Source organism: Burkholderia sp. Bp9004, assembly GCF_003858025.1.
Classification (GTDB): Bacteria; Pseudomonadota; Gammaproteobacteria; order Burkholderiales; family Burkholderiaceae; genus Burkholderia; species Burkholderia diffusa.
The window spans coordinates 103,792-118,156 of sequence record NZ_QTQD01000027.1 but is presented as its reverse complement, the minus strand read 5'-3'; the positions used below and the strand labels follow the sequence as shown (position 1 = coordinate 118,156).

The following is a 14,365-nucleotide window of genomic DNA, read 5'->3' as shown; positions in this document are numbered from 1 at the left end:
AGCTCGCTTCCATCAAGCGCCCACACTTATCGGCTGTTAATTTTTAAAGAGCATTTCTGCGAGAAACCTGAAGTTTCTCAGCAGCGCTGCGTTTTCAGCAGCAGAGAAACGAGATTATGAACCGTCTTTTTCAGTCAGTCAACAACTTTTTGAACTGCTTCGTTGCGACCACTGGGTTCAACTTCATGTGCGCCGGGGCTCTACAACCGACCCTCCATCGCACCGCTTCCCTTCTTCCCCCGCGCCGCGTTTCCGTTAGCGCGAAAGAGGCGTGATTCTATGCACCCGCCCCGGTCTGCGCAACCCCCTTTGTGAAAATATTTCGAAAAAGCCCCCGTGCGCTGCCGCGCACGGGGGCTTGGGGGTGGGGCGCTCTACATTACCTCAGCGCGGAGAGTCCGCGACAGATTCAGGGCGAGTCCTTCTTAACTCCTATACCGGTGGGGCGACAACATCCTCTGTTCGAGCACGCCCGCATTTCCCTCACGCCGGTCACCCGGCTGCGAATCAAACAAAGGGGGCGCACGCCGTCGAGTATCATGCCGCGATCGAACAACCCTCTCATACCGACGATGGACAGCACCACTCAATCCGGCGACGCCAATCTCCGTGATGAATACGCCGCGCTGCGCGAGCGCGCCGTCATGCTCGAAGAACAGGTACCACCGCTACTGCAACGCATCTCGGATGTCCTGCCGCGCATCAGCGGCGTATCCGAATTGGCGGATGAGCATCGTGAACGACTTGTCGGCGCGCGCAACGCAGCGATGGTCTCGATCGAAAACTATCAACAGGCGATCCCGTTCCTGCAAACGGCCGACTCGATCATCGAGCAGCTCGACAAGACGCCCGAGCGCGATGAGGACATCGAGTGGCGCGAATCGCTGCTGCAGCGACTCGACGAGCTGATCGACGTCGCGGTCGTGATGATCGACGATGCGCAAGGCTATTTCGAGCACGCGGCTGCCTGCGATCTCTCCAGCGTGCCGAAGTCCATTCTCGAAGACTGAGCAGCACGGCCGGGAGGCGCACGGCGCATCGACTAAACAGGTTGCGCATGCCACCGGCTTCGCACATGCCGACCGGCTGTCACTGCGCGGCACCTTGACGTCGACGATCAGATACGTCCCCCGCAAAAGCTCACCTTGCCGTCACGGATTCACGGGTAGCAGCCAACCGCGGCCCGTGAGTGACTAGAGCGTATCGAGCACGATCGCCTCGCCGACGATCGGCACACGGATGTACCCGCCCGCCGCATCGCCATACGCGTGCGCGTTTCCGTCGATCACGTATTGCGCGGTCAATGCGCACAACGTCGCGTCCCGCGCGTCGACCGATCGCAGTGTCGACACGTCGATCCCGAGTTTGATCAGCAATTGCCTGCGCTGGTTGCGTTTCTGCTTCGCCGACGCGATCGCCTTGCCAAGCATCGCGCAGGTAATCGCGTACGGATAAGTCTCGAAGCTCACGCACCCGCCGGCATAGCGTGCGTCGGTCAGCAGCGGATAGGCGTCGGCCAGCGCGCGGTAGACGCGCTCTCCCATGAACATCCAGTCGAAGAAGCCCGACGTGCTGGCCACGGCCTGCTCGCGCGATGGCGTCGGGAAACATGAGATCCGTTCAAGCGCGAGCGCCTGCTCGGCCGCGCGGCGTCCGCTTCCCGTCCACCACAGGCTCGGCGCATCGACGCCGACGGCCACCACGTCATGCTCGATACACAGCGCAGGCAGCGCTTCGGGCGCGATCCGCGCCTCGCGGCAGACGATCGTCGAGCCGCGCAGGATCACGAGATCGCATTGCTTCTTGTCGCCGCCGACGTCGACGCCCGCCACCGCAGGCGATGACCACGCGACGGATCGGGATCGGGCCGCCTGCATGGCTGCGCGTCAGTCCGCCGGCCGCGCGTCGTACGCGGCATCGAAGATTCCTTCCAGGCCGGGATGCACGCCGCGCATCCGGTCGACGACCGACTTCGCCCAGTCGAAGTACGCCTGCTTGCGCTCGAGCGGCCAGTCCGCGGGCGGATGCCGCGTGATGTCGCGCAGGTTGCAGATCTTGTCGGCCAGCTTCACGAGCTTCGCGCGCCGGCTGATGTTCGCCGCATGCTCGACCTGAAGGCGCTTGCGCTCGTCCTTCGGCAACGACTTGTCGTCGGTGACTTCCATCACGATGTCCGCGACGTCCTTGCCGAACAGCCGCAGCAGTTCCTGCTCGGTTGTCTCCGTATCCTCGATCGTGTCGTGCAACACGGCCGCGACGATCACGCGCTCGTCCTCGATGCCGGCTTCGTTGGCCAGCACATCGGCCAGCGCGATCGGATGGTTGATGTACGGCGATGCCTCGTCATCCTTGCGCCGCTGATTGCGATGCTTGTCCGCCGCGAATGCGATGGCAGCTACCAGCTTGTTCATATTGATCCCTCGTGTGGCCGGACTGCGGCCGGCAGAACCGGTCACGTCCGTTTCGGAACCGCACATACTACCTGCACGCGATGACCATTCCCAAGTATCGGGACCATCGGGCCGCCCCGTGTCATGCGCCGGCTACCTCGCGCTGCAGCGCGACCACGTTGACCTGCGCGCCGAACACGTCCCGCACGAGCGGCAGCAGGTGATCGTGGTGCGTCAGGAACAGCACCTGGGTTCGCGTCGACAGATCGCGCAGCGCCTCGAGCCCCGCCTTCGCACGCGCATCGTCGAAGTTGATGAACAGATCGTCGGCAACGAACGGCAGAGCGGTCCGGCTGGCGAGCTGCAGTTCGAGCGCCGCGATCCGCAGCGCGAGGAACAACTGGTCGCGCGTGCCTTCGCTCAGGCCGGCCACCTCGACCGACGTGCCCTTCGTGCGCCGCGCGTACAGCGCGGGCGGCGTCCGTTCGGTGTCGACGGTCAACCGCGAAAATTCGCCGAGCGTGAGCCCCGCGAAAATCTCGCCCGCCCGGCGCAGCATCGGCCCCTGCTTCTGGTCGCGATAGCGATCGGTCGCCCACTTCAGCAGACGGCTCGCCGTCGCCGCTTCCAGATACTGTTCGGCCGCGTCACCCATCGCGGCCAGCGCTTCCTGCCGCTTCGCCTCGGCCACGGCCGCGCTCGCCTGGCCGTCGATCGCACCGAACGCCTGCTGGGCGACGACCTGTTGCTGCGCGAGCGTGTTCAGGCGCTTGCCGACGTCGCCGAGCGACTGCTTCACTGCTTCGAGCTGCGCGGGCACGTCTGCGATGTCCTGTTCCGCGACCTCGGCCTCGACGGCCGCCTGGGACAACCCGTCGCCATCGCGCACCAGCGCCTCCTTCGCGGCATCGACAGCCTGCCGAAGCTGGCGCTGCCGATCCGATCGCTCGGCCAGCGGCAGCGCCGCATCGATCGACGCAACGCCGGCCAGTTGCAGCAACGGCTGAATGCGTGCATCCGCACCCGCCACCGCGGCGGCCGCATCGGCGACTTTGCCGTCGGCCTGCCGCACCGCCTCGTCGGCGCGATCGATCGCGCGCGCGGTTTCCCGTGCGGCCGCCACGCGCATCGTCAACCGGCGCGCAACGTCCAGCCAGTCGCCGCTCGCCAGCCATGCTGGCTCCAGCGCATCAGCGAGCCGCCGTGCGCCGGCCTCGAGCGCGGCCAGCTCAGCACGGATCGCGGCCATCCGGTTGCGCGGCGCATCGGCGCCGGCCAGTTCGGCCGTCACCGCATTCGCGAGCCCGAGCGCCCCTTCCGCTGCGGCCAGCGTCACCGCATTCGCTGACAGCTTCGCGTCGGCGAGCGCATCGCGCCATTGCGCTTGCCACGCATCGTAGGCCGCCTGGGCCTGGCCGGCGCGTGAACGGGCCGTCGCGCAGCCGCGTTCGGCTTCGCGCGCGCGGTCCTCCAGGCTGTCCTTCTGCGCGAGCGTCTTTTCAGCCGATTGCACGAACGTCTCGGCGATCGCGATGAGCGCCGCCAGCCCCTCGGCGTCGCTGCCGCGCGAAACCAGGCGCAGCGCCGTACGCAACGTAGCCTCCGCGCCGGCCCGTGCTTCTCGGATCGCCTCGAATTCGCGGCGCTGGCGGTCAAGCTCGAGCTGCGCGGCAAACACCACGTCGCGCTTCGCGAGCCAGTCGCCCATCGCTGCCAGCGGCATGCCGGGCACGCCGGCCGTCGTCGCGAGGTCGGACCATGCGTCGCGGTGCGCGGCCAGCTCGCGCTCGCGCTCGTCGACTGCCGCCTGCCGGCGCGTCAATACCGCGCGGGCGGACTCGACCTGCTGACGCAGCGATTGCAACGTCGCCGCCGCTTGCGTGGCACCGAGCTGCGCATCGACCAGTTCGTCGGCGAGGCGTATCGCATCGTCGACGGCCGGCGCACCCGTTGCGAGATCGACCGCGCCGCTGCGGATATCGCCCCACGCATCGTCGCGGCGTGCGCGCGCCGCCAGCACCTCGGCGGTCGTGACGACCTTGTGAGTCTCGGCGAAATGCTTCTCCTGCAGTTCGAGCCGCTCGAGTTCCTCCTGCGCGCCGTCCCGCGCATCGCGTGCGGCAGCCGCCGCACTCGCGCGCTCGCTTGCTTCGTTGAGCAGCGCGCCGAGCCGCGCCGCCGACGGCACATCGAGCACCCGCAGCGCGTCGACCGGCTTGCGCCACTGGCCGAGCGCATCGAGCGCATCGGCGAGCGCGCGCTCTGCGGCGGCAATGTCGCGTTCGAGCGCCTGTTCGCGCTGGCCGCTGCTGCGAAAGCCCTGCGCGTCGGCAAGCGCCGCTCGAAGCACTTCCGGCACATCGACCGTCGACAGACGCGCCAGTTGTTCCTGCGCCTGCGCGAGTTCCTGCGTGCGTTCGTCGAGCGATTCGCGCGCGCCGGCCAGCGCCTGATGCAGCGCGCCGTGATCGCGCAACAGGTTCGCGACCGTCTTCAGCGACAGCGCGCTCGGCAGTGCCGCGCGCAGTGACGCCTCGTCGGTCGGCCAGCCGAGCTGAGCCGCGGCGGAACCGGCAGCGGACAGATGCCGCTCGACGTCCGCGCCGAGCAACAGCAGATCCTGTGCGTGATTCATGCAGGCGCCGCGCAACCGGTCGAGTGCTTCGATGTCGCCTTCGAGAGCCAGCGCGTCGACATCCGGATCGATCGCGTCGCGCGCTTGCCGTTTCGCGAGCAGGTTCGCGCGGCGCTCCTCGAGCACCTTCTGTTCGGCCGCGAGATCGCCTTGCGCTTTCAGCAGGTCTGCGTACGCGGTCGGCGGCAATTCGACGACGGCGCCCAGTTCGGCCAGCGCCGCTTCCTTGATCGTCAATTCCTTCAGGTACGGCGCCAGCCGCCGCACGCGCTCGAGCTTCGAGCGCAGCGCTTCAAGCCGGCGCTGCTCCGCGCGCGCCTGCTCGATCTCCTGCTCGACCGCATCGCGCGCTTCCTTGCGATCGACCCAGTCGCGCGTGCGCACCTGGACCGCCTTCAGTTCGCCGACCGCTTCGTTGAACAATGCCTCGGCCTGCGCGAATGCGCTGCCGCTGCGTCGCGGCGCCCACAGCTCGCCCGCGCGCGCGTCGAGTTCCTCGCGCACAGACCCGAGCGTGCCGACACCCGCCGCCGATTCGAACAGCACCTGGCCGAGTTTGTCGGACGCATCGAGTATGCTCCGGCCGCCGTCGACGAGCCGACCGTGGTCGAGCCCGAACATCTGCTCGAAGAACTCGCGCGTCGCGCCGTCGACGATGGCGTTCAGATAGTCGTCCGGCAGCTTGTCGTCGGCGGGTGTGCGCAGCGGGCTGCGTCCGCGGGCGCGATGAAATGCGAGCGCGCCGGTGCCGCTCTCCAGCACGCCGCCGATCCGCAGTTCGGGCGTCGCATGCAGGAAGTCGAGCGGCGTCTGCAGCTTCATCCCGAACAGCAGTTCCGACACGGCCGTCCGGATCGTAGACTTGCCGGCCTCGTTCGGCCCCACGATCACGTGGAAATCCTGGCCGGCCGACGGAAAGCGCAGCGTCTCGTCGGTGAACTTGCCGTATTTGATCAGATCGAGCTGGCTGATGCGCATCGCTTATTCCCCCCTCGCCAGCCGCGCGAGCAACGCGGGCCCGACCTGCTCGACCAGCGCCGTGAGTTCGCCGGCGCGCGCCATCGTCAGCAGCGGCACCTCCTCCTTCACGTCGCTGCGCACCTTGCCGACGAACGGCTTCAGGTCGCGCTCAAGCAGCGCGAGGAAATCCGGATCGTGCGCGGCATCGGCCAGGATCTGCTTGAGATCCTCCAGCGCCTCGAGTTGCTCGCTCTCGCCCTGCGGCTGCTCGGGCGCGGATGTCGCGAGCCGAACCTTCTCCAGCCACAGCCGTTCGTTGCCGATGATGCCGATCTGGTTCAGCACCTCCGCGCGCAGTTGCGGGGCGCGCCCGAAAAAGAGGCCGTGCGCGGGCGTACGCCCCGTGACCGTCACGCGCACCGCGCGCGGCACATGGCCATCGACGTTCAGCAGCGCCTCCAGCGACTGGCCGATCTTTCTCGACAGGTCGGCGACCGTGAGACAGTCGGACGCGTCGACCGACACGGCTTCCCAGCGCAATACGTCGAGATACAGACGTTCGATGTGCGTGCGCCCCTGCTCGATCGTCACGAGCACCGCGCCGCGGCGGCCCGTCTCGCGGATATGGCGACCCTGCAGGTTGCCGGGAAACACGACGGTCGACGGCCCCGACCATTGCTGGAACTCGTGCACGTGGCCGAGCGCCCAGTAGTCGTAGCCCTTCGCGTGCAGTTCCGCCAGCGTGCACGGCGCATAGTTCGCATGCGCCGCATAGCCTTCGAGCGCGGTGTGCAGCACGCCGATGTTGTAGTAACCCGGCACCGGGTCCGGATAGCCGATCGCGAGATTGTCGACGACAGCCTTGTCCTTGAAGCTCTGCCCGTGCAGCGCCACGTCGAATTCCGGCAGCCGGTGGGTTTCCGGCTTGCGGTGGCCGAACACGGTGACGTTGTCGGGCAACGTGAGCTTCTTCGTCATCTCGCTTTCGGCATCGTGATTGCCGCCGAGCACGAATGCGCGAATCCCGGCCTTGCGCAGGCGGCCCATTTGCTGGCCGAAGAAAATGCCGGTGTTGTGGTCCTTCCAGTCGCCGTCGTACAGGTCGCCGGCGATCACGAGGAACGCAATTTCCTCTTCGATCGCACGATCCACGAGCTGCCGCAGCGCCTCGCGCGACGCGTTGCGCAACTGCGCGGCCGGCGCGTCGGGATACGCGCTCAGGCCGTGCAACGGACTGTCAAGGTGAATGTCTGCCGCGTGGATGAACTTCACGAAGATTCCTCTGTTTCATGACGAAGGAGCGATGTCGACCGGCATCGTGCGCGATCGAACGCCGGGCACGGCCGCCCGTCGCCAGCGGGTCGGGATGGTACCTGAAAGCGGGCACCGCGCAGACCACGGCCCAGCATCCCGACGACGGTGAAGTTCGTCGGCGTCACTCGCCGCGCGTCACGGGCGGCAGTGCAAAGCCGTTGTCGTTGTCCGGGGCGGAGTCGCGTTGCGACGCAGCGCTTCCTCGGCGCTTTCCTTCCGCGCGAACAATGCGACGCCGATGACACCGGCGTTCGCCGTCTCCCCGTACTTCGAATTCGTGATGCCTCGGCATGTTACCGGACCATGCCGGGAGCCCCCTATTTAAGCATGGCGTGCAGGCAATGGGCAGAGAGTATACGGACCGCCTGTTTCGGTCCGCGGCACACGCTTCCTGTCACGATGCACGGCGCATCAATAAAAAAAGCCCGGCCCGCATCGAAGCGGGCCGGGCCTGTGCGGGGCGCAGGTTGCTTACAGCGCGCCGCCTTGCGCCGACGCCGAACCCTTCAAGCCGACCGATGCGCCGCCCTGCACCGAGTTGGTCGCGCCTTCGAGCGCTTCGCCAGCCTTCGCCTTCGCGCCGCCGGCGACATCGCCCGCCGTCGACACCGCGCCTTGCGCATGGTTCTTCGCCGAGCTCGCGACGTGCTTCACGTGCGACTTCGCCGCGTGCGTGGCCGATACCGCCGCGTCCTTCGCCGAACCGGCGGCCGAGCCGACTGCCTGCGTCGCGCCACCGACCGCGTTACCGGCCGCCGAGCCGACGCCGCCAACCGTCTTGCCCACGCCGTTCAGCGCACCGCCGACGACGTTGCCTGCGCCCGAACCCGAGCCCGCGGCATTCGCGCCGGCACCTGCCTGCACGCCCACGCCGCCGCCGAGCAGCGGCGTCTGGACTTGGGCGCCGACGCCGGCGGAACCCTCAGCGCCCGTCTGGGCCGTTTGTGCGAAAGCCGCCGATGCGATTGCCGTCAGCGCGGCGCCAAGCAGAATCGTGCGAATCTTGTTCATGGTCATTCTCCCCAAAGACGTTGTTGCTGCGGGCCGCGTTCCGCGGCTGGTCGCATGCCTCACCGCGACGTGCGGCAGGTGGAGCTAATGTAGCGGCGCCGCCGCCCAAAACCGTCGAATTGCGGGGACTGTTACTTCCGTTGCAAATGCTGACGATTGACTCACACTGTTTGACAATCATCGGAACCGGCTCGTGATTGGCGCCGTCCGATCGCATGCTTCGGTGCGCCGGGCACAACGCACCGGCTAGCAGGGAAAGCGACCATTCCTGCAGGCATCCCAAAGGCTTGCTTGACGACGCCGGCGGTTACCCCGCCGGTCTCCCGTGCCAATCCGCACGACACCTTTTTGACACCATCGTCCGGGCCGGCATGCGGGCTCCGCATGCGTGGCCGTGCGTACGGATTCGGTATCGGGACTTCAGACACGGTGGGCGAAACTGGCGATGCGAACCAGCCGATCGCCTGAGTGATGGCCGACGCGCGACAGGGTTACACCGTCGCCGCTCACTGTCGCGCCGACTTCGACGTACGTGCGTGAAAAGGATCTCGAGGCGGCACCCCGGATCACCCCTGTGGGCTCGACGAGGCTCGGACCCGCCATGTCGCGGCAGTCCCGTGTGCATTGCCGCCGCCATGCGAGGAGGCGAATGCCGTGCGCGATCGCGCATCATCCGACGCCTGCGTCGGAACGAGCTCGCGCAGCACACTCGCACGGCCGCCGTCGTCGCTCGGCAATTCCGGCTGCCCGCGCGCAAAGGCCGGCATGGCCGTCGCCGCGAGCAGCGCGGCGACCACCATCCGGGAACGGAGCTTCGTCGCGTTCCCCTGCTTCATTGCGCGCTCGCGGTCGATACGGTCGTTGCCGCGGCGGCCATGCCGGTGCGCTGGTCACCGTGCGCGATCGCGTAGAGCTCGCGGTTGCGTGCGACCGTCGCCGCGCTCGGCGGATAGTCGGAGTTCGACGTGGGCACGGTGCCGTCGCGTTGTGCCTGAACGAGATCGGCGATTACCTCGGCACGGGTCACGCCGGACGACGAAGTTTGTGCGAAGGCGGCGACCGGCGTTCCGACGACGACGGCGAGCAGCGCGGCTGCGATCAGTTTGCGATTCATGATGAAACTCCCGAGAACGGTTCAATGAAGACGCATCGTCGATGCGCCGCCGGCGTGACCGCAATCGCGATTCGCCGCCTGACACGTCCATTCTGGCGATCGACCCGCACCCCACGCTGACCGGCAGATGACAACTTTGAAATCCGTCGCCCACGCACGGATAACGGTTTCGTAATGTTCAGGTCAGCAACGGGTCAACGCCGCGCCAGCAGACTGCATGCTCACCGCATCGAATGCGGCACCCATGCCCTGCTTCGAGGAAAAAAATCATGTGGATCGTCCGGCTGGCGTTGCGCAGGCCCTATACATTCGTCGTACTCGCACTGCTGATCTTCATCGCGGGACCGCTCGCGATCCTGCGCATGCCGACCGACATCTTCCCGAACATCGACATTCCGGTCGTCAGCATCGTCTGGTCATACAACGGCTTTTCCGCCGAGGACATGGCCAAGCGAATCACGTCCAACTACGAGCGCGCACTGACGTCGGACGTCGACGACATCGAGCACATCGAATCGCAGTCGCTGAACGGGGTGTCGGTCGTGAAGATCTTCTTCCACCCCGGCGCGGACATCAATCGCGCGATCGCGGAAGCCGCGAGCAATTCCGCGTCGATCCTGCGGATCCTGCCGCCCGGCACGCTGCCGCCGAACATCATCACGTACAACGCGTCGACGGTGCCGATCCTGCAGCTCGGACTGTCGAGCAACACGCTTGCCGAACAGCAACTGTACGACCTCGGCAACAGCTTCATCCGCACGCAGCTCGCGACGGTGCAAGGCGCGGCGGTACCGCTGCCGTTCGGCGGCAAGATTCGCCAGATCGTCGTCGATCTCGACACGCGCGCGCTGCAGGCGAAGGGGCTCGCGCCGATCGACGTGGTGAACGCGATCAACGCGCAGAACCTGATCCTGCCGGGCGGCACCGCGAAGATCGGCACGCGCGAGTACAACGTGCAGATGAACGGCAGCACACAGACGGTCGCCGCGCTGAACAACCTGCCCGTCAAGACGATCGACGGCAACGTGGTCTATGTGCACGACGTCGCGCACGTTCGCGACGGCTACGCACCGCAGACCAACATCGTGCGCGTCGACGGCAAGCGCGCGGCGCTGCTGACCGTCGAGAAGACCGGCAGCGCGTCGACACTGACGATCATCGACCAGGTCAAGGCGATGCTGCCGAAGATCGCGGCCGGCTTGCCGAATGCGCTGCACATCTCCGCGCTCGGCGATCAGTCGGTGTTCGTGAAAGCGGCGGTGCAGGGCGTCGTGCGCGAAGCGCTGATCGCCGCCTGCCTGACCGCGCTGATGATCCTGTTGTTCCTCGGCAGCTGGCGCGCGACGTTGATCATCGCCGTATCGATTCCGCTCGCCGTGCTCACATCGCTGCTCGCGCTGGGCGCGCTCGGTCAGACCATCAACATCATGACGCTCGGTGGGCTCGCGCTCGCGGTCGGGATACTCGTCGACGACGCGACCGTCGCGATCGAGAACATCACGCACCATCTCGAACGCGGCGCGCCGCTGGAAGATGCCATTCTGACTGGCTCGGGCGAAATTGCCGTGCCGACCTTCGTATCGACGCTGTCGATCTGCATCGTGTTCGTGCCGATGTTCATGCTCACGGGCGTCGCGCGCTACCTGTTCGTGCCGTTGGCCGAAGCGGTGATCTTCGCGATGGTCGCGTCGTATTTCTTCTCGCGTACGCTGGTGCCGACGCTCGCCATGGTCCTGATGCGCGCAAAGGGACAAGGCCGCCCGCCGCGTGGCGTGTTGGCGCGCATCACACGATTCCAGGCCGCATTCGAACGTCGCTTCGAGGCGGTCCGGCTGCGCTATCGCGCGCTGCTGTCGGCAGCAATCTCGAATCGCCGCCGTTTCGCGTCCGCGTTTCTTCTTGCGTGCGCCGCATCGACCGGCCTGTTCGCATTCGCCGGCCAGGACTTCTTCCCGTCGGTCGACACGGGCGAGATCCGTCTGCATCTGCGCGCACCGACCGGCACGCGGATCGAAGAAACCGCGCGCCTCACCGACGAAGTGGAAGCGCGCATCCGTACCGTGATTCCGGCGAACCAGCTGGCCGGCATGCTCGACAACATCGGCGTGCCGGTGAGCGGGATCAACCTCACGTACGACTCGTCCGACCCGATCGGCACCGAAGATGCGGACGTGAACATCACGCTGAAGCCGAACCACGCGCCGACGGCGGCGTATGTCGCGAAGCTGCGCAACCTGCTGGCCCAATCGTTCCCGGGCGTAACGTTCGCATTCCTGCCGGCCGACATCGTCAGCCAGATTCTCAATTTCGGACTGCCCGCGCCGGTCGACATCCAGATCGTCGGCAACAAGCTGGACCAGAACCGCGCGGTGGCGAACGCGCTGCTTGCGAAGCTGCGCGGCGTGCGCGGCCTCGTCGATACGCGCATCCAGCAGCCGGGCGACGAGCCGGCGATCAACGTCGACGTGGACCGCACGAAGGCGATTCAGGCCGGCCTCGAACAACGCGACGTCGCGCAGAACTTGCTGATCGCGCTGTCGGGCAGTTCGCAGACGACGCCGAACTTCTGGCTCGATCCGCGCAACGGCGTCAGCTACCCGTTGATCGTGCAGGCCCCGCAGTATTCGGTCGATTCGCTGCAGGCGCTGGCGAACATACCGCTGCCTGCGGGTGCCGCGCGCCCGCCGCAGACGCCCGCCGGCGGTCCGGCCGCAGGCGCGCCCGCACAGAACCTGCTCGGCGCAATGGGTGCGTTCTCCCGCGCGACGCAGCAGGCCGTGGTGTCGCACTACAACGTGCAGCCCGTGCTCGACATCTTCGCGTCGGTGCAGGGACGCGATCTGGGCGGCGTCACGGCCGACGTGACGAAGCTCGTCGACGATGCGCGCGCCCAACTGCCGCCCGGTTCGTCGATCGTGCTGCGCGGCCAGGTGCAGGCGATGCACGAATCGTTTACCGGACTGCTCGGCGGCCTCGCGATCGCGATCGCGCTCGTCTACTTGCTGATGGTCGTCAACTTCCAGTCGTGGCTGGACCCGCTCGTGATCGTTGGCGGCCTGCCCGCGTCGCTGGCGGGCATCGCGTGGATGCTGTTCGTCACGCGCACCACGCTGTCGGTGCCCGCGCTGACCGGCACGATCCTGTGCATCGGCATCGCGACCGCGAACAGCATCCTCGTCGTCAACGCGGCGCGCGAGCTGATCGCAAGCGGCGCATCACCGTGGCAGGCCGCGCTCGAGGCCGGATTCAGCCGCTTCCGTCCTGTCGTGATGACCGCGCTCGCGATGCTGATCGGCATGCTGCCGATGGCGCTCGGCCTCGGCGACGGCGGCGAACAAAATGCCCCGCTTGGCCGTGCGGTGATCGGCGGGCTGGCGTTCGGCACGCTGTCGACACTGCTGTTCGTACCCGTGCTGTTCGGCTTCATCCACGCGTGGCTCGACCGACGCCGCGAAGCGGCCGTCGCCCGCCGCGTGCAGGACATGCCGGTGGTGCGCTGATCAAGAACGCATCCCGATTCCCTACGACTCGCCTGACATCGAACTCATCATGAACGACACGATCGAACCGCTGACCCCGCCGCCGGCTGCCGAACCGGCAACGATGCCGCCTACCGCGCGCGACGCAACGCCAGAAACGCCGCCGTCCCGGCGCGGCCGCAAGCTGGCCGTCCCGCTTGCCGCGATTGCCTTCGCCGCCACGCTGCTCGCGATCGGCATCGTGCCGCGCATCGCCGCGCGCGCCGCACAGCGCCACCAGGTGGCGGCGCAGCAGGCGCTGCCGGTGACCGTGATCCAGCCCGGCGCCGCGCCGGCCGACCAGACGCTCACGCTGCCGGGTGCCGTGACGCCGTATGCGGAAGCGTCGATCTACGCGCGTACCAGCGGCTACATCGCCCACTGGAGCGCGGACATCGGCACGCATGTGAAGGCCGGGCAAACGCTCGCGCAGATCACCGCGCCCGACCTCGACGCGCAGCTGCGCCAGGCGCGCGCGGACGCGGCGACCGCGCAAGCGAACTACGACTATGCGAAATCGACCGCGCAGCGCTGGCAGGACATGCTGAAGACGCAATCGGTGTCGCAGCAGGACACCGACACGAAGGTGGCCGACATGAACGCGAAGCGCGCGATGCTCTCATCCGCGCAGGCCAATACCGCCCATCTGAACGAACTCGTATCGTTCGAATCGGTGAGCGCGCCATTCGACGGCGTGATTACCGCGCGCAACGTCGACGTCGGCACGCTCGTGACGGCGGGCGGCACGCCGGGCAGCCCCGGACTGTCGGGCGAACTGTTCCATCTGGAGCAGACGGACACGCTGCGCGTGTTCGTCGACGTGCCGCAGGACAGCGCGGCCGGCGTCTCCACCGGCACGGCCGTCTACCTGACCACGCAGCAGTATCCGGGGCGGCGCTTCGCCGCGCACGTCGCCCGCAGCGCGGGCGCGATCGACCCGGTCACGCGCACGCTGCGCGTCGAGGTCGACGTCGACAATCGCGATGGCGCGTTGCTGCCCGGCGCGTATGCGCAGGCGCACCTGCTCGTGCCGAGCGCGGCGCCGGCGTTCGAGCTGCCGGTCAGTGCACTGCTGTACCGGCCGAACGGCGTGACGGTTGCAACGGTCGACGCGAATGGACACACGGCGCTGAAGACCGTGCAGATCGGACGCGATTTCGGCACGCATGTCGAGATCGTCGCCGGGCTCGGCGCGACCGATCGCGTGATCGACAACCCGGGCGATTCGATCGCAAGCGGCGAAACCGTGAAGATCGTGTCGGTCGAACACGGCGCAGTGCCGGCCGCTTCGCCGGCAGCGCAACCGGCCACGGCAAGCGGTGTGCCGTCAGCGCCACGCGCGGCGACGTCCATGCCCGCCTCCGCGCCGGTTGCGCGTACCGCGAACGCCCGCACCTGACCCGCCATGCCTACCTGTGAGATT

The 14,365-nt window shown here is 67.3% G+C and carries 9 protein-coding genes; 3 read left to right on the top strand and 6 right to left on the bottom strand.

From position 1 onward, the window contains the following. Positions 1–572 precede the first annotated feature (572 nt). Entirely contained in the window at positions 573–1,010 is a 438-nt protein-coding gene (locus tag DIE08_RS25900) for an ATPase (RefSeq protein ID WP_260436564.1), read from the top strand. 183 nt (positions 1,011–1,193) lie between these two features. Here the strand turns inward: DIE08_RS25900 and DIE08_RS25895 are convergent, their stop codons facing one another. The 6 genes from DIE08_RS25895 to DIE08_RS25865 form a co-directional block, all read right to left on the bottom strand. Continuing rightward, the gene (locus DIE08_RS25895) at positions 1,194–1,877 is read right to left on the bottom strand and encodes a DUF429 domain-containing protein (protein ID WP_124904319.1); all 684 of its coding nucleotides are present in this window, start codon (positions 1,875–1,877) and stop codon (positions 1,194–1,196) included. A gap of 9 nt (positions 1,878–1,886) precedes the next feature. Continuing rightward, on the bottom strand, positions 1,887–2,411 hold the full coding sequence (locus tag DIE08_RS25890; protein WP_059600831.1) for an HD domain-containing protein: 525 nt from the start codon (positions 2,409–2,411) through the stop codon (positions 1,887–1,889). Between the two features lie 121 nt (positions 2,412–2,532). Next, positions 2,533–6,003 carry a YhaN family protein gene (locus DIE08_RS25885; RefSeq protein WP_124904317.1) on the bottom strand — a complete coding sequence of 1,157 codons (3,471 nt, stop codon included), beginning with the start codon at positions 6,001–6,003 and terminating at the stop codon, positions 2,533–2,535. Between the two features lie 3 nt (positions 6,004–6,006). After that, positions 6,007–7,257 (bottom strand): DNA repair exonuclease, encoded by a 1,251-nt coding sequence (locus tag DIE08_RS25880; RefSeq protein ID WP_124904315.1) that lies wholly within the window; start codon positions 7,255–7,257, stop codon positions 6,007–6,009. Between the two features lie 513 nt (positions 7,258–7,770). Continuing rightward, positions 7,771–8,310 (bottom strand): hypothetical protein, encoded by a 540-nt coding sequence (locus tag DIE08_RS25875; RefSeq protein WP_124904313.1) that lies wholly within the window; start codon positions 8,308–8,310, stop codon positions 7,771–7,773. A gap of 832 nt (positions 8,311–9,142) precedes the next feature. Continuing rightward, positions 9,143–9,424 (bottom strand): DUF4148 domain-containing protein, encoded by a 282-nt coding sequence (locus DIE08_RS25865; RefSeq protein ID WP_059600819.1) that lies wholly within the window; start codon positions 9,422–9,424, stop codon positions 9,143–9,145. Positions 9,425–9,693: 269 nt separating this feature from the next. On the opposite strand from DIE08_RS25865, the gene DIE08_RS25860 reads away from it, so the two are divergent. Together DIE08_RS25860 and DIE08_RS25855 are read left to right on the top strand one after the other, a co-directional pair. Next, positions 9,694–12,924 carry an efflux RND transporter permease subunit gene (locus DIE08_RS25860; protein WP_124904309.1) on the top strand — a complete coding sequence of 1,077 codons (3,231 nt, stop codon included), beginning with the start codon at positions 9,694–9,696 and terminating at the stop codon, positions 12,922–12,924. Between the two features lie 49 nt (positions 12,925–12,973). Continuing rightward, positions 12,974–14,341, top strand: coding sequence for an efflux RND transporter periplasmic adaptor subunit (locus DIE08_RS25855; protein ID WP_124904307.1), 1,368 nt, complete (start codon positions 12,974–12,976; stop codon positions 14,339–14,341). The last annotated feature ends 24 nt before the right edge of the window (positions 14,342–14,365 follow it).